Raw genomic sequence first — 20,789 nt, 5'->3', positions numbered from 1 at the left:
CGACCCTCCCACACACCGCAGGGAACCGCGTGCGGCTCAGCGGCTGGAGAGGGCCTTCTCGAGCCCGGCGGCCGCCGTCTGGTGGGCCGCCAGCTCGGCACGCACCGGCTCGACGACCAGCTCGTTCGACACCGTGGAGACGGCGGCACGCAGCTGGGAGTCGGCTCTGGCGGCCCGCGAGCGTGCGGTGCCGCTGACCAGGCCCCGGCACGCGAGAGCGAGGAGGAGCCCCAGGGCGAGCCCGCCTACCAACAGCACGAGCGGCAGCGCGACCCCACCCACCTGCGGGGCGTCGCGCAAGGAGCCCGAGAGCCCCGCGAGGATGGTCCAGGCCAGACCCCCCAGACCGGCGACCAGCAGTAGCCACTGCACGACGCGCACGAGCGAGGCCCAGGCCGGGGTGCGGGTGGCGTCGAGGTCGACGCCGGCGACGGCCGCGTCGAGCTTGTCGCCCATGGCCGGCAGTCGGTCGACGGAGGCGGCGCGCACCGCGGCGGACCAGTCCGGCCCGAACCCGGCGGAGGCCTCCTCGGCGAGGGCGCGCACCTCGGAGTCGACCCGGGCGCGCTGCACCGCGGTGGCCTCGGGCGCCGCGGCGGCCGACCCCTTGAGCGCACGTGCGGCGGCGCCGAGGTCGACCTCGAGCCGCTTCGCGGGATCGGGTCGCAACCGGGTGACCCAGGTGACGAGCGGCCACCCCGTCGCGCGGGCGGCGCGACTCCGAGCGGCCCGCTCGACGCCGGCCACCAGAGTCGGGACGCCCGCCGCCTCGGCGAGGGCGTCGTCGAGAGTCGCGACGCGCTTGCTGCTCAGCTCGCGGGCCTTCGCCTCGCCCGAAGCCTCGGCCAGGCGCTCGGCCGCTGCCCGGACGTCTGCCTCGATGCGCGCGACGGTGCTGTGCTTGTCGGCGACCCGGCGCTCGATCTCGGCGCGCAGGTCGTCGATGCCGATGCCGTGCCGGGCGCTGACCGGCAGTACCGGCACCTGGTCGAGTCCGTCGGCGTCGAGGAGCCGGCGCACGTCGGCGACCATCGCCTCGCGCCGGGCCTCCGGGACGGTGTCGATGTGGTTGAGCGCCACGAGCATGACGCCCTGGTGGCTCTTCAGGGGCGCCAGGTAGCGGTCGTGGATGGCGGCGTCGGCGTACTTCTGCGGGTCGAGCACCCACACGAGCAGGTCGACCAGCGGCACCAGTCGGTCGACCTCGAGGTGGTGGCTGACCTCGGTGGAGTCGTGGTCGGGCAGGTCGAGCAGCACCACTCCGTCCATCGTGTGCGACTCACGCCGGGTGTCGAGCATGGAGTCACGCGTGGTCTGGTGCCGCGGCGCGATGCCGAGCCACTCCAGCACCTCGCCCGCACCCTCGGCGCCCCACACGCAGGCGCTCGCCCACGAGGTGGTCGGACGTCGCACCCCGACCGCCGAGAGATCGAGCCCGGTGAGTGCGTTGTAGGTCGAGGACTTGCCCGACCCGGTGGCGCCGGCGATGCCCACGATGGTGTGGCTGGCCGAGAGCTTGAGCCGGCCCGAGGCCCGCTCCACGACCTGCTCGACATCGCCGAGGAGGGCGTCGTCGAGTCGCCCGCGCGAGGCCTCGACGGCGCGCGCCAGCCCCTCGATCCGGGCGCCGGTCGCGGTGCCCCGGGCGAGGAGCTTCTTCGGGCCCTCCAACACGGACGTCATGCTCCCTCTCTCGGCTCTCCCGCCGCGCAGGCGCGGCAGGTCGGTGACGTTCGCGCCAACCCTAGACGAGCACGACCGGGAGTCCGCGGCGAACGGGGTCACTCCCCCTTCGCGTTGGCGAACCTCACATCGTCGACACGCCGCGCGGCGGCACGCAGGGCCTCCGGGGCGCCGTCGACCAGGCCCAGGCCGTCGACCAGCTCGGAGTAGCGGCGGCGCTCGACCTCGAGCAGCGCGGTGATGCGCTGCTCGAGCATCGCGTGCGCACGGTGCGCCAGCGTGCGCACGGCTTGGTCGCCGAACACGGCCTCGAGCAGCTTCTGGCCCAGCACGGCCGAGCCGCCGGCGATGCCGACCTCTGCTCCGGTCAGGCCCGCGGTCGAGGAGAAGACGACGACCATGAGCGCGGCGGAGAGTCCGTTGACGCCGAAGGCGAGGAACCGCGCGGTGCTGCGCTTCTCGGCGCCCTCCTCCTTGACCAGTTCGAGCACGTCGGACTGCCACTCGCGGACGGCGCGCTCGGCACGCCTGCGCAGGTCGCGCGAGGCGCGTCCGATGTCGGGGCCGGCCTGGCTGAGCAGCCCGACCCCGGCCGCGTGCTCGCGCCAGGCGTCGTGCGCGTGCTCGGCCGCCTGCTCGGCGTGCTCGAGGATGAGCAGCTCGAGACCGGACTCGACGGCCACGGTCACCTTCTCGGCCTGCTGCGGCTTGCCCTTGACGGCGTTGACCACGCGGTCGCGCAGCCAACCGACCCGGTTCTCGAGACTGCGCAGCAGCTCGCCGGTGCCGACGAACTCCTGCCAGCGGGCCAGCACCTCGCCGCGCAGCATGGTGCCGTCGCCCACCGCCGAGACGGCCTGGGAGCGCGACAGCTCGTAGGCGCGGTCGCTCTCCTCGCGCAGTCGTGCGGCCACCTCGGCCTGCCGCGAGGCGGCCTCGACGAGCGGGTGCACGTGGTGGGTGATGGAGCGGATCGCCCCGTCGAGGGTCTGCTTGACCACGGCCGAGCGCGCACCGGAGTCCTCGGCGAGCATCGTCAGCCAGGCGCGCACCTCGCGCACGTGACCGGCGGGCAGCAGGCCGTCGTCGTCGACCCGCCCCTCGTGGACCACGAACAGCGGAGAGTCCTTGAGCCCACGCGAGCTGAGCATCCGGGCCAGGTGCGTGGCGACCGTGTCGACGGCCTCGGGCGCGGTGCGGTCGAGCACGACCGCGACGGCGGTGGAGCGATCGGCGGCCTGCTTGAGGAAGGTCCACGGCACCTGATCGGCGTAGCGGGCCGCCGAGGTCACGAACAGCCACAGGTCGGCAGCGGCCAGCAACTGCGCGGCCAGGGTGCGGTTGCGCTCCTCGACCGAGTCGACGTCGGGTGCGTCGAGGATCGCCAGACCGGTGGGCACCGACTCCGAGGCGACCAGCTGGAGTGCGTCGGGATCATTGGTCGTGTGCTCGACACGGTGCAGGTCGGGCAGCAGGCGGTCCTGGCCGAACCAGTGCGCGTCGTCGGGGTGGTGCACCAGCACGGGCGAGCGCGTGGTCGGACGCAGCACACCGGAGGTGGTGACCGTCGAGCCGACGAGGGAGTTGACCAGCGTGGACTTGCCGGCCCCGGTGGATCCACCGACGACCGCGAGCAGCGGGGCGTCGAGTGTCATCACCCGCGGGATCACGTAGTCCTCGAGCTGGTCGACCATGCTGCGGTGGTCGGCGCGCCTCTCCTCGACGCCGGGCAGGTCCAGCGGCAGCGCGACGTCCTGCATGGCCCCGCGCAGCCGCACCAGTGCGGTGACCATGCGGACGTCACCCGCGGCCACGGCCGGCTCGGCCGAGTCGGTGGGCGGAGGTGTGTGGTCGGTCATCGCGTGGGTACCACCTGTCCGGGGAAGGCGACGGAGGGGCGCGTGGCGTCGATGCGGGCCAAGTAGGCCTGCCCGCGCGCGGCGAAGTCGGGGGGCGGGGTGCCCCGCAGGTAGCGGCTGTGCAGGAACCCGAGCTCGATGGCTGCCTGCTGGTAGGTCTCCATGGCGGCCTCGGCCCGGCGTCCGCCCTGGCGTCGCGCATGCCGGCGCGCCTCACGGCGCGCGCCCAGGTCGACCACCCAGCCGATGTCGGTCGCGGGGATGAGTCCTCGCTCGGCGGCGTCTCCGAGCGCCGCGGTGAGCATCGTGCGCTCCGAGCGACGTGCCCAGACCGCGATGCCCGCCACCCCGACGAACGCAGGCAGCATCAGCACCACGTAGACCAGCCAGAACCCGTTGCCACCGAACACGGTCGAGGAGTTCCACGCGCTGTGCGCGAGCACGGCGCACAGGTAGCCGCCGACCGGGGTGAGCCAGCGCACCGTCTCGCTGCGGGCGTTGACCGCGAGGCCGACGCCGATGCCGGTGAAGGTCGTGAACAGCGGGTGCGCGAACGGGCTGACCAGGCAGCGCACCACGAACGTGGCAGTCAGCGCCGTGGTGCCACCCGGCCCCATGCCGTCGGTGCCGTTGTAGGCGGCGGCCAGGTAGAGGATGTTCTCCACGAACGCGAACCCGATGCCGACCATGCCGGCGTAGACGATGCCGTCGAGCACGCCGTCGAGCTCGGCGCGGCGCCACCACAAGAGCAGCACCAAGAACGCCCCCTTGGTGGCCTCCTCGGTGATCGGGGCCACGATCGCGATCCCGTCGTCACCGGTGAAACCCACCAACAGGCCCCCGATGCCCTGGAGCAGCAGGGCCGCAGCGGTGGCGACGAACCCGCCCCACAACAGTCCTGCAGCGAGCAGTCTGCGGGGCTCGGGCTCGTAGCGGTCGAGCCAGAGGTAGCAGGCCACGAGCGGCCCCACGGGGAGGGCGGCGAAGACCGTCGCGATCGCCAGGGTGCGCGGTGCACCCGAGAGGGCGATCACCAGCAGCATCGCGGCGGCGCCGAGCACCGTGAGCACGGTCACCACGACCGTGAACACCATGCTGTCGCGCGGCATCCGGACCATGCTGCGAACCCTATCGTCGCGCGCCCGCGGGGCGCGTCACCTGGCCGCGCACGCACGTAGAGTGAGCCCATGAGCGAGCAGCAGAGCCCGACCGAGGCACCGGACGCCGGCACCGAGTCCCACGACCCGGCCGTGCCCGAGCCATACGCCGCCTTCATGCGTACCGGCTGGGGCGACCGCGAGCTCGACCTGCCCCGCCACCCCGTGGCCGATCCCGCGGCCCGGCGCCGGGCCGCGCTGGCGGAGGCCTTCCCCGGCGAGCGCCTCGTGCTGCCGGCCGGCGGCTTCAAGGTGCGCAGCAACGACACCGACTACCGGTTCCGCTCCGACACCGCGCACGCCTACTTCTCCGGCAACCTCACCTCCGACGCCGTGCTCGTCGTCGAGGGCGGCGACGCCGTGCTCTACGCCCGGCCCCGGTCGTCGCGGGAGACCGACGAGTTCTTCCGCGACCGCCAGTACGGCGAGCTGTGGGCCGGGCGCCGCCCCTCGCTCAAGGAGATGGGCGACTCCCTCGGCCTGGAGGTGCGCCACGTCGACGACCTAGCGGCGGCCCTCGCCGGTGGCACCAAGACCCGGGTGCACCGAGGCATCTCGGCCGGCGTCGACGCGCTCGTCGACGGCGACGAGAGCCGCGACGGCGACCTCGCACGCGTCGTCTCGGAGATGCGACTGCTCAAGGACGACTGGGAGGTCGCCGAGCTCCAGGCCGCCTGCGACGCCACCACCCTCGGTTTCGCCGATTCCGTGGCCGACTGGGAGAACGTGCTGCGCCACGGCGAGCGCTGGCTCGAGGGCACGTTCTTCCGCCGAGCGCGCACGATGGGCAACGACCTCGGCTACGACTCCATCGTCGCCGGTGGAGCGCACGCCACCACGCTGCACTGGACCGAGAACTCCGGCCCGATCACCCCGGGCGAGCTGGTGCTGCTCGACATGGGCGTCGAGGGCCACAACCTCTACACCGCCGACGTCACGCGCACCCTGCCGGTCGACGGCACCTTCACCCCGCTCCAGCGCGAGCTGTACGAGGTGGTGCTGAAGGCTCAACAGGCCGGCATCGACGCCGTGCGCCCCGGCGTCCCGTTCACTGCAGCGCACGAGGCCGCGATGAGTGTGCTGGCCCACGCCCTCGACGACATGGGCCTGCTGCCCGTGCCCGCCGAGCAGGCGCTCGACCCCGACCACCGGGTCTACGCGCGCTGGACCCTGCACGGCACCAGTCACATGCTCGGCATGGACGTGCACGACTGCGGCGCCGCCGCCCCCGAGGCCTACGCCAAGGGCACGCTGGCCGAGAGCATGGTGCTCACCGTCGAGCCGGGTCTGTACTTCCAGACCGACGACCTGCTCGTGCCCGAGGAGCTGCGCGGCATCGGCATCCGCATCGAGGACGACATCCTCGTCACCGCCGACGGTTCGGCCAACCTCTCCGCAGCGCTACCTCGCTCGGTCGAGGGCATCGAGCAGTGGATGGCCACCGGTCGCCTCTGACCGACCCCACGACCCGCACCCGTCCATGGCCTCTCGTGGTGGCGCCCGCCGAGCACCGCGTCACTCGGCGTCCGGCCATACGCACGGGCACGGCCATGCGCACGGACACGGGCACGGCGTGGGGCTCGACTCACCGCCCGTACCGACCTGGGCGCGCTTCGGCCTCATCGGCGTCATCGTGCTGGCGACCCTCGGCGCCCTCCTGGGCACGGTGCTGCTGTGGCCCGACGGCGACGCGACCCCGCGCGGCGGCCTCGATGGCATCGTGGCCTCCGCCCCCGGCGTCACCTACCCGCACGCGACCGTCACCGACGTGGGCCGCGACGCCCTCGCCGCCGAGGTCGACGAGGGCACCGACCGCGGCAGCACGGTGCGCGTGCAGGTGCCGCCCGAGGTGGCGGCGTCGGGACTCACGGTCGGCGACCGCGTCGAGCTGGTGCGGGTTCCGGCGCAGGCCGGTGGCGAGACCTCGTGGAGCTACAACAACACCGACCGCGACGCCGTGCTGCTCTGGCTGGTGGTGCTGTTCGCCGTGGTGGTGCTCGTGGTCGCGCGGCTCCGGGGCCTCATGGCGATGGTCGGGCTGGCCGTCGCCGGCGTCGTGATCTGGCGGTTCACCCTGCCCGCCCTGCTGGACGGCGAGAACGGGCTCGCGGTGGCCGTGGTGACCGCGACGCTGATCATGGTCGTGGTGCTCTACACGACCCACGGGTTCAGCCTGCGCACCAGCGCTGCGCTCGTGGGCACCCTGCTCGGCGTCGCCGCGACGGCCGGCATCGCACTCTTCTGGGCCGGCCAGGCTCGACTGACGGGGGTGTCCGACGAGTCGGGCGGCCTGCTCGTCTCCGCGGCGGGCGATCTCGACTTCCGCGGGCTGCTGGCCTGCGCCTTCGTGGTGGCGGGTCTCGGCGTGCTCAACGACGTCACCATCACCCAGGCCTCGGCGGTGTGGGAGCTGCGCGCAGCGTCATCGCAGATGTCGCGCCGCCAGCTGTGGCGGGGCGCGATGCGCATCGGCCGCGACCACATCGCCTCGACCATCTACACGATCGCGTTCGCCTACGCGGGATCCTCGCTCGTGGTGCTGATGCTGCTGAGCCTCTACGACCGGCCCCTGCTCGACCTCGTCTCCTCCGAGCAGCTCGCCGAGGAGGTGGTGCGCACGCTGACCTCCTCGATCGGTCTCGTGCTGGCCGTGCCCCTGACCACCGCCGTGGCCGTCGGGCTCGTGGGCGGTCCGCGTCGCGACCGGCTCGAATGACCCGAAAGGCCCGGGGCTCGGTAGAGTTCGACCGCGTCACCAGCCTCCGTAGCTCAGCTGGATAGAGCAGCGGCCTTCTAATCCGCCGGTCACAGGTTCGAGTCCTGTCGGGGGCGCCGTGTCGAGGGCGTCGGCGTCGTGACTCGGGTTCGGGCAGGCAGTGGCCGGTCCGGGCTCAGCAGTCGTCGACGGCGCGCAGCTCGACCCAGAACGACGCTCCCCGACCGGGTACGGACTGCACGCCGACGCTGCCGCCGTCGGCCTCGGCGATGGTGCGGGCGAGAGCGAGGCCGAGGCCGGTGCCGCTGGTCGAGTCGGGGTCGAGCCGCACGAACGGCTCGAAGACCCGCGCCTGGTCGTCGGCTTCGAGGCCGGGCCCGTCGTCGCGCACGATGATGCGCAGTCGCGGCTCACCCGACTCCCCGATGAAGGGGCGCGTGTACACGTGCACGGTGCCGCCCGGGCGGTTGTGCACGACCGCGTTGCCCACCAGATTGGTCAGCACCTGGCGGAGCCCTGCGGCGCGCGCCTGAACGCGTTCGCCGGGCGGCACCTCGCTGTGCATGGTGACGCCGTGCTTCTCCGCGGTCGCGGCGTGCCAGTGCAGCACGTCGGCCGCCGCGTCGGCGACGGAGACCGGCACGGTGGTCGCGGTGCGCCCCAGACCACGGCCGGTGCGCAGCAGATCCTCGACGACGGCGTGCAGCTGCTCGGCCGCGCGCAGGATCACCGGCGCGTCCTTGGCGACGATCTCCGCGAGATTCTCGGTGCCCAACCGGGCCTCTTCGGCCAGCACCTCGGCGTAGCCCATGATCGCCGAGAGCGGGGTGCGCAATTCGTGTCCCATCGCCCCGAAGAACTCCTGGGAGTCACGGCGTGCCCGGTCTCCGACGGCCAGGGCGTCGGTGAGCAGCATGCTCTGACGGTCGGCCTCGAACCGTGACGAGAGACTGGATGTGAGAAGCAGGTAGTCGCGCAGCTGAATGGTCGGCCACTCCCCACTCGTCTCGCGTCCGAGCGAGAAGCTGCCGAACATCACTCCCCCGATCTGGAGGGATCTGGTGACGAACGAGCCGACTCCGCAGGCCCGCTGCTCCCGCCGGTCCTGATCCGCCTCGGGCGGTAGATCCTCGACGTCCGAGATGACGACCGGCGAGCCGTCGCGGGCCTGGACCGACACCCATGGCATCGTCAGGGCGCTCGAGGCACTGTCCGAGCCCTTGGGCAGCACCGTACAGGTGGCTCCGGGCCGCACCCACTGGCCGAGGATCGCGCGCCCTCCCAGGGAGTGCCACCCCGCGAACGGTGGCCGCCCGTAGGTCAGCACCGCGCCGACCAGGTCGACACCACCGGCGAGGAAGTGCTCCGCGACGAGGTCGCAGGCCTCGGAGATCGTGAGCGGGGCGTCGAGGATGCGCACGGCCAACTCGACCGCGCGGGCGGACACAGCGGGTTCGCCCTGGAGTGTTCGCTGTACCCCAGAGGCGTCCTTCGGAGTCCGGGGGGCCACCGCCGACCCCCGCGGCTGCGCTTGGTTCACTCAGTCCCTCGCATCGGTGCACCTGAGAAGAGCCGACCTCGGGAAGATACCCCGACTCTGATCCAGCGCGCAGTCGCCTTCGGCAATCCACCGCAACGCGTTCGCCCAGGTGGCCAGGCACGTGAGCTGTGCCAGGCCGAGACTGCGCCCGGGGCACGCGTGCGGCCCGACGCCGAACGGTAGCCACGACCCGGGCGTGCCTGCCTGCTCGGTCCATCGCCCGGGCACGAACGCGTCGAGGTCGGTACCGGGCACCAGCGACGCGTCGCGCCCCAGCAACAGCGGGCTGACCAGCACGACGGCGGACGCCGGGAGCCGCTCCCCCCCGAGGTCGATCTCGCCGGTGGTCACCCGGGGCAGGATCCAGGTGGGCGGCCGCAGCCGCAGCGTCTCCCACACCAGCCCCGGCACCACCTCGGCGCCCTGGGCGACCGGGCGGTGCTTCGCCAGCAGCACGAGCAGCCAGGCGCCGGCCGCGATCGGCACCTGCACGCCGGCGGCCAACGACGCCGCCAGCACGGGCGGCCGGCGCCGGGGGTCGCCCGCCGGGTCGACGTGTGCGGCCAGCGCCCCCTCGACGGCGAGTCGCGCGCGCGACTCCCTTCGACGCAGCCGAGACCAGCGGCCAGGCGGGCGCGAGGAGGCGATCACCGGGCCGAGGGCGTCGATCCAGGCCAAGGTGAGGTCGGCGAGCTCGTCGCGGACGCGTGGCCCGGCCTCCGGCAGCAGCGCCCGGACCGTCGACCGGGCGACGGGCAGCCGGAGCACCTGCATGGCGTCGGCGACTCCGCCGCGGCGCCACACCTCGGTGGCCGCGATCAGCTCGGCCGCGAACACGTCGGTCGCGACACGCACCGCGGAGGCCGACGGCCGCGGTGCCCGGGCCGATGCGTCGACGGCGCCGCCTCGCGACACGTCCGAGGCGGGGGCGAAAGTCCGGGGGTTGGTGAGCACCTCGCGAGCCTGCTCGGCGGTGGTCACCACCCACGGCCCGTGCTTGCCCAACGCCTGGGGCGCGGCCTCGCCGACACAACGAAGGACGGCGCCGAGTCGTCCCGCCGACTCGGCGCCGTCCGTGATCGTCGGGCTGCTCAGAGCCCGGGCCGCCAGCTGTAGATGGTCGCCATCTGACGAGCCGCGCGAGCGGTGGAACGACGGGCCTGGATGCGCTTGATCATGAGAGTTCTCCCTCCGAGAGACGTCCGCGCGAGTGCACGCGGCTCGGAACCACGACTTGATCCCGATACCCATGAGGGTATCCCTTTTCATCGTGGTCAAACACCCGGCCGAGACCGATACCGCAGCCCGAGCTCGACGAGTTCGTCGAGGTGGTGGCGTCGCAGCGGCTTGGACAGCACGTGCTGCACCCCCAGCTCGGCCAGGTCGGCTCGTCGGTCGCCGGCCCAGGCGCTGATGACCACCACCAACGGCTCACTGTGCGCCTCGGGGTGGGCGCGCATCCAGCGGACGACGTCCTCGCCCGACATGCGGGGCATGGAGAGGTCGAGCAGCATGATGTCGATGTCGCTGTGACCCAGGATCTCGACGGCCTCGAGGCCGTCCGCCGCCTCCTCGACCTCGTGACCCTGACGCCGGATCATCCAGGTCACGATCGCGCGGATGTCCTCGGTGTCCTCGACCACGAGGAACCGAAGCGTCCGAGAAGGGGAAGACACTCCTCCAGGGTATTGCGCTTTACCCTGCGCCTCGGCCATTCGGCCAGATCACCAGCAGTTTCTAGGCGTCCGTCTCGAGCGCGACAGCCTCTTCGCCCACCGTCCGGTTGCGGTCCGGGCTGAACCCGTGACGGACGCCCCACAGCGCAGCCTGGGTGCGCGAGTGCACACCGATCTTGCGGTAGGCCGTGCGCACGTAGGTCTTCACCGAGTTGATGGAAAGGTAGCTGCGCTCGGCGATCTCGCGGTTCGAGAGGCCCTGGGTGATGAGAGCGATCACCTCGCCCTCGCGCTCGCTCAGCCCGTGCGCGCGGCCAGGCCACTCCCGCTCGCCCGAGGTGGGCGACCCGTCGGACGCCGAGACACCCGAGGCGCGCGGGCGCACCACCTGACCGGCGTGCACGCGCTCGAGGGCCTCCACCAGCGCTCCGGCCGTGACGGACTTGGGCAGGTACCCCCGCGCTCCGGCCGCGAGGACGGCGTCGACCAGGGCGTCCTCCACGTCCCACGAGTAGGCCACGACCACGGCGTCGCTGTCGCGCACCAGCCGCTCGAGCTCGGCGAGACCCTCGCTGCGGCCGAACGTGTCGTAGAGGACGATGTCGACGTCGGTGAGCACGCTCATGCCACTGCTGAGCTCGACGACGCGCACGCGGTCGCCGTAGGCCTTGAGCAGGGCGGCGACTCCCGCCACGACGACGTCGTAGTCGTTGACGATCGCGACACGCACCGGGCCGTGGGTTGACATGGGGCGAGAATAGGAGATGACGCGCTCTCTTACGGGTTCACCCACGAGAACGATGACGTGACCGGACCAGACGCCTACGGTGGGCGCAGTCCCGAGATCACCCGTCCGTCCACGGACACCGAACCCAGGACGCCGAAGGGAACACCGTGCCGAGAACCTGGCAGGAGCATCCGTGCTGGCGACAGCGCACACTCACGCTCGACGAGGCCCTCGCCGATCGCGACCGCGTGGTGGTGGTGTCGGCCCATCCGGACGACGAGAGCCTGGGGGTGGGCGGGCTCATCGCGGGCGCCCATCGACGCGGTCGCCAGGTCTACCTCGTCCTGCTCACCGCCGGTGAGGACTCACACCCGCCCCGCCGCGAGACGACCCGCCACGCCCTGGCCACGCAACGGCTCGCCGAGATGGACGCCGCCATCGAGGTGCTCGCACCCGGCTCGCCGGTGGTGTTCCTCGGCGCACCGGACGGCGGCGTGAGCGCCGTCGAGGACCAGGTCGTGACCGCCCTCGGCGAGATCGTCGGAGACGGGTCGCACACCGTACTGGTGGCCCCGTGGCGGCACGACGGCCACGATGACCACGACGCCGCCGGCCGCGCCGCGGCCCGGGTGGCGGCCGACACCGGCGCGGCGTTGCTGGAGTACCCCGTGCTGATGTGGCGCACCACGAGCCCCGCGGACGCCCCGTGGGAGGCGATGCGCAGCATCGACCTCGACGACGAGGAGCACGCGACGAAGTTGGCCGCGATCCGCGCCCACGCCTCGCAACTGGAGTCGCTCAGCACGACCGGCTCGGAGTCGCTCAGCGGCCCCCTGCTCGACCACTTCACCGGCCCCGCCGAGCACGTGTTCGTGCCGCCGGCCGGCCAGGCACCCGCCGACGCGAGCGCCGGGGCTCACTCGACGGCGTCGAGCACCTTCTGAGCCATCTCGTCGATCGAGCCGGCCTGCACGACCTTGCCGTCGAGCAGCACGGTCGGGGTGCCGCGCACGCCGGCATCCTCGGCGGCCTTCGTGGCCTTGACGACCCAGTCGTTCATGGTGTCGTTGAGGATGCCGTCGGACACGTCGGCCTCCTTCGCCCCGGCCTTGACGGCCAGCTCCAGCAGATCCTCGTTGCTCGGGAACGTGGCCGCCGACTCCTCCGGCTGGTTCTCGTAGAGCAGGTCGTGGAACTTCTTCGCGACGTCCGGGCCGGAGGCGTCGAGCACGACCGCGAACGCGTTGGCGGCGCGGGCCGAGTAGTCACTGATCTGGGAGAGCAGGTCGAAGGGGCGGTACTCGACCTGCACCTTGCCGGCCTCTGCGGCGGCGGTCAGCTTCTCGTGCGTGACCTTCTCGAGCTCGCCGCAGTAGGGGCAGAGGAAGTCCTCGTAGACGATGACCTCGTGCGGGGCGTCGTCGGGTCCGACGGCGACGCCGTAGGTGCCCTCCGAGCTGGCCGCGGCCGCGTCGACCGTGGTCGTGCGTGACTGCTGGACGAAGAGGGCGATGCCGACGATGAGCGCCATGACGAGCACCACGCCGCCGACCGAGAGCAGCGTGCGGCGGCGCTCCGAGCGCTGCTGCTGGTCGCGCGCGGCCTGCGCCTTCGCGGCTCGGTCGTGGACGGGCTTCTTCTTGGCCATGGCCTCGTGGTCCTCCGGGTCTGGGTCGTGTCGGGGGGTCGTGTCAGGTGCGGAACAGTCTCGCGTCGAGCGCCCACCGCGTGCGGCGACCGCGCCAGACCAGGAAAGCCGACGCCGCCAAGAGCGCGACGTCGCGAGCGATCTCCCAGGGGTACTTCGCGGCGGCGTCGGGGTCGTACCCACCGCCGCCGAAGCAGCCGCAGTCGATGGTGATGCCGCGCGCCCAGGCCGAGGAGATGCCGGCGATGAACGCAACGAACAGCAGACACGAGACGACAGCCGCGAACCGGGTGAGCAGGCCCAGCACGAGCGCGACCCCGACGACCACCTCGACGATCGGGAGCAGCAGTCCGACGGCGGGCACGACCGCCCCGGGGAGCAGTTGGTAGGCACGCACGGCATCGATCCCCGCATCGGGGTCGGGCAGCTTGATCGCACCCGCCACGATCCACACGCCACCCACCACCAGCCGCACGAGCAGGCCCACCCAGGCCAGAGTCGTCGTCCGCGTCGTCGCCTGCACGCAGCCGAGCGTAGTGGCCGCGGCCGAACGACCCCCGAAAAGGGACGCCGGCCGGGGCGTAGGGTGCAGCCATGACCGACCGACTGGTGTGGATCGACTGCGAGATGACCGGACTGGACCTCCGCAACGATGCCCTGATCGAGGTCGCCGCGCTGGTCACCGACTTCGACCTCAACATCCTCGGCGAGGGTGTCGACGTCATCATCAAGCCCCCCGCGGAGGCGCTGGAGCAGATGGTCCCCTTCGTGCGGGAGATGCACGAGAAGTCCGGGCTGCTCGAGGCGCTGGCCGACGGCGTGAGCATGGGCGAGGCCGAGCAGACGGTGCTCGACTACGTGCGTCAGCACTGCGCGGACGGCAGCCGGCCACCCCTGGCCGGCAACACCGTGGCCACCGATCGCGCCTACCTCGCCCGCGACATGCCCGACCTCGAGGGCTTCCTGCACTACCGGATCGTCGACGTCTCCTCGATCAAGGAGCTCTCGCGGCGCTGGTACCCGCGCGTCTACTACGCCTCGCCCGAGAAGCGCGGCAACCACCGGGCGCTGGCCGACATCCAGGAGAGCATCGAGGAGCTGCGCTACTACCGCGAGGCGGTCTTCGTGCCGCCGCCCGGCCCGGACACCGGCACCAGCCGGCACATCGCCGAGCGTCACGGTGGCTCGATCACGGGCATCGGTCACGAGCACTGACCCGGATTCGGTGGCGGCGGCGAGCACGCCCTACACTCGTCCCCGGTCCGGCACTCCGGGCCCACGGTGGGCGTAGCTCAGCTGGTAGAGCATCGCGTTGTGGTCGCGAGGGTCGCGGGTTCAAGTCCCGTCGCTCACCCCACGTAGCATCAGGGAACCCCTGGTCGGACTCCAGTCCGGCCAGGGGTTCTGCGCCTTCACGCCTCGGGGCCGCATGGCCTGACTAGGGTCGGACGACATGACCCGCCGCCCGGGGACGCCGCCTCGCCAGCTCGCGCGCGCCGCGACCGTCTCGATCGAACGACGACCCGACGACGACCCGGACGTCGTGGAGTGCGTGACGCGCTACGTCGCCGAGCTCGACCGTCGCACCCCGGGTGGCTTCCGGCTGGCCGACGGGGACGCCCTCCTCGACCCCGGTGGGCACTACCTGCTCGCCGTCAGCCAGGGCCGCCCCGTGGCGGTCGGCGGCGTCCGGGCGTTGCCGCTGCTCTCCACCGAGGTGAGCACCGCCGAGGTCAAGCGGATGTGGGTCGCCGAGGACTGGCGGGGGGCCGGCCTCGGGGCCCGGATGCTGCGCCACCTCGAGCGGCGCGCCCTCGACCTGGGGCATCGGCGCGTGCTGCTCGACACCAAGCGGCACCTCACCGAGGCCGTGACCCTCTACGAACGCGCCGGCTACCGCGAGGTCGAGCGCTACAACGACAACGCCGCGGCGGAGCTGTTCTTCGAGAAGACCCTGCCCGACACCGTCCGCGCGGCGTCCGGCGAGCCCGATAACGTGGCGGGATGACCTCGACGCCCGCGAGTCCCACGCTTCGTGCACGCTACGACGTCGTCGTCGTCGGCGGCGGTCACAACGGACTCACCGCGGCGGCCTACCTGGCCCGCGCGGGGCTGGCCACGCTGGTGCTGGAGCGTCTCGACCACACCGGCGGCGCGGCCGTCTCCGCGGCCGCCTTCCCCGGTCATCCGGTCCGGCTGTCGCGCTACTCCTACCTGGTGTCGGTCATGCCCGAGGCCCTCGTCGCCGACCTCGACCTCGACATCCGGCTCGCCTCGCGCAGCACCGCCTCCTACACGCCCACGATGCGAGGTGGGCGACCCACCGGCCTGCACGTGCACCGGCCCGAGTCCGCGGCCACGGCGGCGTCCTTTCGCGACCTCACCGGCGGCGACGATGAGTACGCGGCCTGGCAGCAGTTCTACGGCGAGGTGGCCACGCTCGCCGAGGTGGTGGCGCCGACCCTGATGCAGCCGCTGCCCCGCGAGAGGGATCTACGCTCACGCATCTCCTCCGACATCTGGCGCGATGTCGTCGAAGAGCCTCTCGGCGCCGCCGTCGAGCGCCGGTTCTCCGACGACCTCGTGCGCGGCCTCGTCGCGACCGACGGCCTGATCGGCACCTTCGCCTCCATGCGCGACGCCTCGCTGGTGCAGAACCGTTGCTTCCTCTACCACCTCGTCGGCAACGGCACCGGCGAGTGGCGGGTGCCCGTGGGCGGCATGGGTGCGGTGACCGACGCCTTGGCTCGCACCGCCGTGCGCGCCGGGGCCGAGATCGTGACGGGTGCCGACGTGGGTGGCATCGACACCGACGACGACGGCGCCGAGATCACCTGGCGAGACGCGGCCGGCGTCCACACCGTGCAGGCGGGGTACGTGCTGTCCGGCGTCGCCCCGTGGACCCTCGCCGGACTGCTGGGCGAGGAGCCGGCCGACGCCAAGCCGGCGGGCTCGCAACTGAAGATCAACCTGCTGCTGCGCCGACTGCCCGCGCTGCGCTCGGGCGCCGACCCGACGGAGGCGTTCGCGGGCACCCTGCATCTCGCCGAGAGCTACTCGGAGATCGAGCGCGCCCACGCCGAGGCCGCTGCCGGCCACCTGCCGAGCCGGATGCCGGGCGAGGTGTACTGCCACAGCCTCACCGATTCCTCCATCCTCGGTGACGCACCGAAGGGCACCCACACGCTGACCTACTTCGGCCTCCACACTCCGGCCGGCCTCTTCGACGGCTCGCCCGCCGAGGCGGCCGAACGCAAGCAGATCGCCGTCGACCGGGCACTGGCCGCGCTGCAGGAGCACCTCGCGGAGCCGCTGGAGGACTGTCTGTACCGCAACGAGGACGGCACCTCGTGCATCGAGGCGAAGATCCCCCAAGACGTCGAGGCCGACCTGGCCATGCCCGGCGGACACATCTTCCACGGCGATCTCGCCTGGCCCTGGGCCACCGACTCCGAGGATCTCGACTCCCCGGCCCGGGCGTGGGGCGTGGCCACCAGCTGTGCGCGGGTGCTGCTCTGCGGTTCCGGTGCCCGGCGCGGTGGGGCAGTCTCCGGGCTGGGCGGCCATCACGCTGCCCATGCCCTACTCGCCCTGCGCTGACCCTCCCGCACCTGGCCGGGCCCCGGTCGCGTGCACCGGTTCGTCGGTCTCCGGGCCGGGGTTCTCCGCGCGGGCCAAGGGCAGCCGCACGCGGACCGTCGTCCCCCGACCCTCGGCGGAGTCGATCGCGATGCTGCCCTGGTAGGCGCGCACGACCGCGCGCACGATCGACAGCCCGAGCCCCGTGCCCGGAATGGCCCGCTGAACGCTGATCGAGGAGCGGAAGAAGTTGTCGAAGAGGCGCTCCTGCTCGTCGACCGGGATCCCGATGCCGGAGTCCTGCACCACGATCTGGACCTCGGCGTCGTCGCTGGTCAGCTCCGCGAGCACGGAGCCGTCGTCCGGCGTGAACTTGACCGCGTTGCCGACCAGGTTCGACACGAGCGACTCGAGCAGCTGACGCGAGCCGGCGAAGTCGACACGCTCCTCGGGCATCCGCAGCTCCAGCTTCAGATCGGGGCGCTCCAGGGCCGGCACCGCCATCTCGAACCCGTCGACGACGACCTCCCGCAGATCCATCTGATGCTCATCGACCGTGCCCCACGTCGGCATCGCCTGCGCGCGCGAGAGGGTCAGCAGATCCTCCACCAAGGACCCGAGCCGGTTGTTGTTGGCCTGGACCCGGCCCAGTGCCTGACGCTGCTCGCCGGACAGCACGCCGAGGTGGCCCTCGAGCAACAGCTCGAGGTAGCCGCCGATGCTGGCCATGGGGGTTCGCAGCTCGTGGCTGATGCTGGAGACGAAGGTGTCCTTGAGCCGGTCGACCTCCTTCAGCCTTTCCAGTGTGCGCGCCAGGGCGTGCTCGTTCTCGATGCGCTCGGTGACGTCCTCGGACGTCGCCACGAAGGCGGCCGCACCGGTGTCACCGGCTACGACGTTGAGGGTGAAGCTGTGCCAGCGCTCGACGCCGTCCTTGCGGCGAAAGCGGTACAGCGTGCCGCGGTGCTCCGGTCGCAGGAGGGTCGCGCAGATCAGGTTGAAGTCGTCGGGGTCGTCGAGCCCCAGCTCCACACCCTTCTCGTGGATCGCCTCGGCCGAGTGCAGCATCGCCGGCGAGCATCCGATCACCTCGTCCGCGGAGTAGCCGAGCAGACGCTCCGCCCCCGGGTTCCAGGCGGAGATGAGCACGTCCTCGTCCGTCACGATGATCGCCGTGCCGGTCGCCGCCTGGACGACGGCGTCGAGGCGGTCGCGCTCGGCGCGCGCGAAGTCGACCAGGAACGACTGCTCGCCGATCCGCACCATCACCGTCACGGTCACCACGGCCAACACCATGATGAACACCGACTGGACGATCACCGCCCAGTGCTCGTCGACCCCGTAGGCCTTGGCCATACCCGACAGCGTGCCTCGCCCGGCACTGGTCAAGAGCCCCACGACTCCGATCACCAGATACAGCTGCGCCAGCGCCTCGCCCGCGCGGGCCCGGTCTGCGGCCCAGACGAGGATCGGGACGATGAGCAGGATCAGGGGAGGCGAGTCGGCGGGGATCGCGAACATCGCGAGGAAGACCAAGAGCAGCGCACGCTGCAACCACAGCTCGACCACGGGGGCGACGGGCCGGTGATCGTGCATCGAAGCGAAGAGCGGTAGGTACGCCGCGAAGGACGACATGCCCAGTACTGTCCATCCCCCGGCGGCGAGGAGAACATCGACGTCGCCGTCCATCGTCGCCGCCAGCAGGCCCCCGGGCAGCAACACCGCCCCGCCGGCCAGCGACCCCAGGCCGTAGCGCAGCAGGCCGTGCGTCCCCTTGAGCGTGAACGTCGAGGGATCGTCGTGGCGCAGGGCCGCTTCGGTGACGGCAACAGCGGCCGTCGCCGTCAGCGCAAGGACGACGGCGACGTCCCAGTCGGCGCCCTGCGCCAGGGCCGTGACGCCGACCATGAGCGTGACCAGAGGCGTCAAGAGGCGTGCCGTGGCAGTCGGCTGTATGCGGAGGGCGCCGAGAGCCAACCCGAGCGGCCAGAACCCTTCGGGCCAACCCACACCGGCGCTGGTCGGCAGCGTCACCGTCGCGAGAAACCAGCTCAGGGCGAGCATGGCCAAGGAGCCGACCGTTCCCGAACCCAGCCGGGCTCGCTCCAGGAGGCCCGGGATCATCAGCTCGCTCCATCCATGTCGGTTCGGTGCCCCGGGCCCACCTTCTCATCACCGACCGGTGACCGCTCTCGCTTTCGGATTTCATACTCCTCGAGAGGCGCTGGTAGTGTCTGCGACGCCCTGGGAGGCAAGCGCCATTAGCTCAATTGGCAGAGCAGCTGACTCTTAATCAGCGGGTTGTAGGTTCAAGTCCTACATGGCGTACCGGAAACACCCCCTGACCTGCACGAAAGCAGCTCAGGGGGTGTTCGCATCCTGGGGCAGATCCATCGTCTGCCGGCCGGTTCCGGCCGCAGCCCCCACCACCCAGTGCCGCTAGCCGGGCCTAGTCATGTCGGACTAGGCCGGTACGCGTTTCGGACGAACTCTGCTCGCCACCGTTCTGTAGGGGTCGCGGGTGTGTTTCGATGCAACCCGAGGAGCCCTGGGGAGGGAACTTTTATGGATCCGACGCTGTACGACGCACTCGGCGGACGCGAGGCCATCGGCGCCGCCGTCGACGGCCTCTACGGGAGGCTGCTCACCGACCCCGAGACCGGTCCGGTCTTCGAGGGCATCGACATGCCGCGGCTGCGCAACCACATGATCTCGTTCCTGGCGGCCGCGCTGGGTTCCGATCTCGTGTACGCCGGTCGTGACATGGGCGACGCCCACGCCGGGCTGCACATCACCGACCGGATGTTCGACCGCACGGCCGCGCACCTCGAGGCGGTGCTCGCGCAACTCTCCGTGCCGGAGGCGCTGGTCGAGCGAGTGCTCATCACGATCGCACCGCTGCGTGCGGCGATCGTGCACGGCAACGCGCTGGTCTGAACCCGCCGCAGCGGGGTGACCGGCCGCTCACCCGGTCGCATCTGGTCGATCCGGATCGGTTGCCGTAGACACGCACTCATGCTGTCGTCCCTGCTCCTTGCTGTGCTCGACGCCCTCGCCACGACCGGCTCGATGGCCTGGCAGATCCTGTGGTCGCTCGTGCTCGGGTTCACGCTCTCGGCCGTCGTGCAGGCGGTCGTGCGACGCGAGGCGGTCGTCCGGCTGCTCGGCGACGACCGACCACGCACACTGGCCACGGCCGCGGGCCTCGGCGCGGCCAGCTCTTCGTGCTCCTACGCTGCAGTCGCCCTCGCGCGATCGCTGTTCCGCAAGGGCGCGAGCTTCACCTCGGCCATCGTCTTCGAGATCGCCAGCACCAACCTCGTGCTCGAGCTCGGCATCATCCTGGCGCTGCTGCTGGGCTGGCAGTTCACCCTGGCCGAGTTCGTCGGCGGGCCCATCATCATCGTCCTCATGGCCGTGGTGTTCCGGCTGTTCGTCCGCCGGCGACTCATCGACGACGCCCGCGCGCAGGCCGAGAAGGGGCTGGCCGGCTCGATGGAGGGGCACGCCGCCATGGACATGAGCATCGACTCCGACGCTCCCCTCGTGCGTCGGCTGTTCTCCGGCGCCGGCGCGACGTCGGTGTCGCACATCTTCTTCATGGAGTGGGCCGCCGTGCTCCGCGACATCCTCATCGGGTTGTTCATCGCCGGCGCCGTCGCGGCCTGGGTGCCCGACACGTTCTGGCGACACCTCTTCCTCACCGACCACCAGGTGCTCTCGGCCCTGTGGGGTCCGATCATCGGTCCGTTCATCGCGATGGCCAGCTTCGTCTGCTCGATCGGCAACGTGCCGCTGGCCGGCGTGCTCTACAACGGTGGCATCAGCTTCGGCGGCGTCATCGCCTTCCTCTTCGCCGACCTGATCATCCTGCCCATCCTGCTCATCTACCGGCGCTACTACGGCACCCGGATGATGCTGGTGCTGCTGGCGGCGTTCTACGCCACCATGGTGATCGGCGGGTACGCCGTCGAGCTGATCTTCGGTGGCCTCGGTCTGGTGCCGGAGGCCGGACACGCGAAGGTCGTCGCCCAGGGGTTGTCGTGGAACTACACCACCTGGTTGAACATCGTGGCCCTCGTCGGCGTCGCCCTGCTCGGCGTACGTTTCTGGCGCACCGGCGGGATGGACATGATGCACATGATGGGCGGGTCACCCGACGAGGAGCACGTTCACTCCTGACCGGGCGCCCGCCCTCGCCATT

18 protein-coding genes and 3 tRNA genes are annotated in these 20,789 nt (G+C 71.7%); 11 read left to right on the top strand and 10 right to left on the bottom strand.

Going from position 1 to position 20,789, the window contains the following annotated elements; all coding sequences use genetic code 11:
* Positions 1 to 36: 36 nt before the first annotated feature.
* The 3 genes from ISG29_RS00390 to ISG29_RS00380 form a co-directional block, all read right to left on the bottom strand.
* Positions 37 to 1,683, bottom strand: a complete 1,647-nt coding sequence (locus tag ISG29_RS00390) for a P-loop NTPase family protein (RefSeq protein WP_194501398.1) — start codon at positions 1,681 to 1,683, stop codon at positions 37 to 39.
* A 98-nt stretch (positions 1,684 to 1,781) separates the two neighbouring features.
* Positions 1,782 to 3,542, bottom strand: a complete 1,761-nt coding sequence (locus tag ISG29_RS00385; RefSeq protein ID WP_235958406.1) for a dynamin family protein — start codon at positions 3,540 to 3,542, stop codon at positions 1,782 to 1,784.
* Entirely contained in the window at positions 3,539 to 4,660 is a 1,122-nt protein-coding gene (locus ISG29_RS00380; protein ID WP_194501397.1) for a PrsW family intramembrane metalloprotease, read from the bottom strand. The genes ISG29_RS00385 and ISG29_RS00380 overlap by 4 nt, the downstream gene beginning before the upstream one ends.
* A gap of 69 nt (positions 4,661 to 4,729) precedes the next feature.
* Between ISG29_RS00380 and ISG29_RS00375 the strand changes: the two genes are divergently transcribed.
* The 3 genes from ISG29_RS00375 to ISG29_RS00365 all read left to right on the top strand — a co-directional run bounded on the left by ISG29_RS00375 (position 4,730) and on the right by ISG29_RS00365 (position 7,531).
* Positions 4,730 to 6,154: an aminopeptidase P family protein gene (locus tag ISG29_RS00375; protein WP_194501396.1), complete on the top strand. Its 1,425-nt coding sequence runs from the start codon at positions 4,730 to 4,732 to the stop codon at positions 6,152 to 6,154.
* Positions 6,155 to 6,272: 118 nt separating this feature from the next.
* A complete protein-coding gene (locus tag ISG29_RS00370) occupies positions 6,273 to 7,415 on the top strand; it encodes a YibE/F family protein (RefSeq protein ID WP_328827330.1) in 1,143 nt (380 codons plus the stop codon).
* Positions 7,416 to 7,457: 42 nt separating this feature from the next.
* Positions 7,458 to 7,531, top strand: a tRNA-Arg gene (locus ISG29_RS00365).
* Positions 7,532 to 7,590: 59 nt separating this feature from the next.
* Here the strand turns inward: ISG29_RS00365 and ISG29_RS21445 are convergent.
* The 4 genes from ISG29_RS21445 to ISG29_RS00345 form a co-directional block, all read right to left on the bottom strand.
* Entirely contained in the window at positions 7,591 to 8,862 is a 1,272-nt protein-coding gene (locus tag ISG29_RS21445; RefSeq protein WP_194501394.1) for a sensor histidine kinase, read from the bottom strand.
* A 93-nt stretch (positions 8,863 to 8,955) separates the two neighbouring features.
* Positions 8,956 to 9,939, bottom strand: coding sequence for a cytochrome P450 (locus ISG29_RS00355; RefSeq protein ID WP_194501393.1), 984 nt, complete (start codon positions 9,937 to 9,939; stop codon positions 8,956 to 8,958).
* Positions 9,940 to 10,229: 290 nt separating this feature from the next.
* Complete coding sequence (locus tag ISG29_RS00350) at positions 10,230 to 10,631, bottom strand: response regulator (RefSeq protein WP_194501392.1); 402 nt, start codon at positions 10,629 to 10,631, stop codon at positions 10,230 to 10,232.
* Positions 10,632 to 10,692: 61 nt separating this feature from the next.
* A complete protein-coding gene (locus tag ISG29_RS00345; RefSeq protein ID WP_194501391.1) occupies positions 10,693 to 11,379 on the bottom strand; it encodes a LuxR C-terminal-related transcriptional regulator in 687 nt (228 codons plus the stop codon).
* A 146-nt stretch (positions 11,380 to 11,525) separates the two neighbouring features.
* On the opposite strand from ISG29_RS00345, the gene ISG29_RS00340 reads away from it, so the two are divergent.
* A complete protein-coding gene (locus ISG29_RS00340; protein WP_194501390.1) occupies positions 11,526 to 12,302 on the top strand; it encodes a PIG-L deacetylase family protein in 777 nt (258 codons plus the stop codon).
* Here ISG29_RS00340 and ISG29_RS00335 read toward each other — a convergent pair.
* A complete protein-coding gene (locus ISG29_RS00335) occupies positions 12,275 to 13,006 on the bottom strand; it encodes a DsbA family protein (protein ID WP_194501389.1) in 732 nt (243 codons plus the stop codon). The two genes, ISG29_RS00340 and ISG29_RS00335, sit on opposite strands and share 28 nt — an antisense overlap.
* Before the next feature lie 43 nt (positions 13,007 to 13,049).
* Positions 13,050 to 13,529 (bottom strand): MauE/DoxX family redox-associated membrane protein, encoded by a 480-nt coding sequence (locus ISG29_RS00330; RefSeq protein ID WP_328827323.1) that lies wholly within the window; start codon positions 13,527 to 13,529, stop codon positions 13,050 to 13,052.
* A gap of 71 nt (positions 13,530 to 13,600) precedes the next feature.
* Here ISG29_RS00330 and orn point away from each other — a divergent pair, with 71 nt between their 5' ends.
* The 4 genes from orn (at position 13,601) to ISG29_RS00310 (ending at position 16,606) form a co-directional block, all read left to right on the top strand.
* On the top strand, positions 13,601 to 14,221 hold the full coding sequence (gene orn / locus ISG29_RS00325) for an oligoribonuclease (protein ID WP_194501388.1): 621 nt from the start codon (positions 13,601 to 13,603) through the stop codon (positions 14,219 to 14,221).
* Positions 14,222 to 14,287: 66 nt separating this feature from the next.
* A tRNA-His gene (locus ISG29_RS00320) sits at positions 14,288 to 14,363 on the top strand.
* 96 nt (positions 14,364 to 14,459) lie between these two features.
* Positions 14,460 to 15,014, top strand: a complete 555-nt coding sequence (locus ISG29_RS00315) for a GNAT family N-acetyltransferase (RefSeq protein ID WP_194501387.1) — start codon at positions 14,460 to 14,462, stop codon at positions 15,012 to 15,014.
* Entirely contained in the window at positions 15,011 to 16,606 is a 1,596-nt protein-coding gene (locus ISG29_RS00310; RefSeq protein ID WP_194501386.1) for a phytoene desaturase family protein, read from the top strand. The genes ISG29_RS00315 and ISG29_RS00310 overlap by 4 nt, the downstream gene beginning before the upstream one ends.
* On the opposite strand, the gene ISG29_RS00305 is transcribed toward ISG29_RS00310, so the two are convergent.
* Positions 16,589 to 18,709 carry a sensor histidine kinase gene (locus tag ISG29_RS00305; RefSeq protein ID WP_194501385.1) on the bottom strand — a complete coding sequence of 707 codons (2,121 nt, stop codon included), beginning with the start codon at positions 18,707 to 18,709 and terminating at the stop codon, positions 16,589 to 16,591. The genes ISG29_RS00310 and ISG29_RS00305 overlap by 18 nt on opposite strands.
* A 131-nt stretch (positions 18,710 to 18,840) precedes the next feature.
* Here ISG29_RS00305 and ISG29_RS00300 point away from each other — a divergent pair.
* From ISG29_RS00300 to ISG29_RS00290, 3 genes are all read left to right on the top strand, one after another.
* Positions 18,841 to 18,913: transfer RNA gene (locus tag ISG29_RS00300), tRNA-Lys, on the top strand.
* A 237-nt stretch (positions 18,914 to 19,150) separates the two neighbouring features.
* Positions 19,151 to 19,522: a group I truncated hemoglobin gene (locus ISG29_RS00295; protein ID WP_194501384.1), complete on the top strand. Its 372-nt coding sequence runs from the start codon at positions 19,151 to 19,153 to the stop codon at positions 19,520 to 19,522.
* A gap of 78 nt (positions 19,523 to 19,600) precedes the next feature.
* The gene (locus tag ISG29_RS00290; protein ID WP_194501383.1) at positions 19,601 to 20,767 is read left to right on the top strand and encodes a permease; all 1,167 of its coding nucleotides are present in this window, start codon (positions 19,601 to 19,603) and stop codon (positions 20,765 to 20,767) included.
* The last annotated feature ends 22 nt before the right edge of the window (positions 20,768 to 20,789 follow it).

The sequence above is a fragment of the Nocardioides acrostichi genome (genome assembly GCF_015319165.1).
Lineage (GTDB): Bacteria > Actinomycetota > Actinomycetes > Propionibacteriales > Nocardioidaceae > Nocardioides > Nocardioides acrostichi.
Note: the sequence above shows the minus strand (reverse complement) of the source record. Positions and strands in the feature narration are given on the sequence as shown.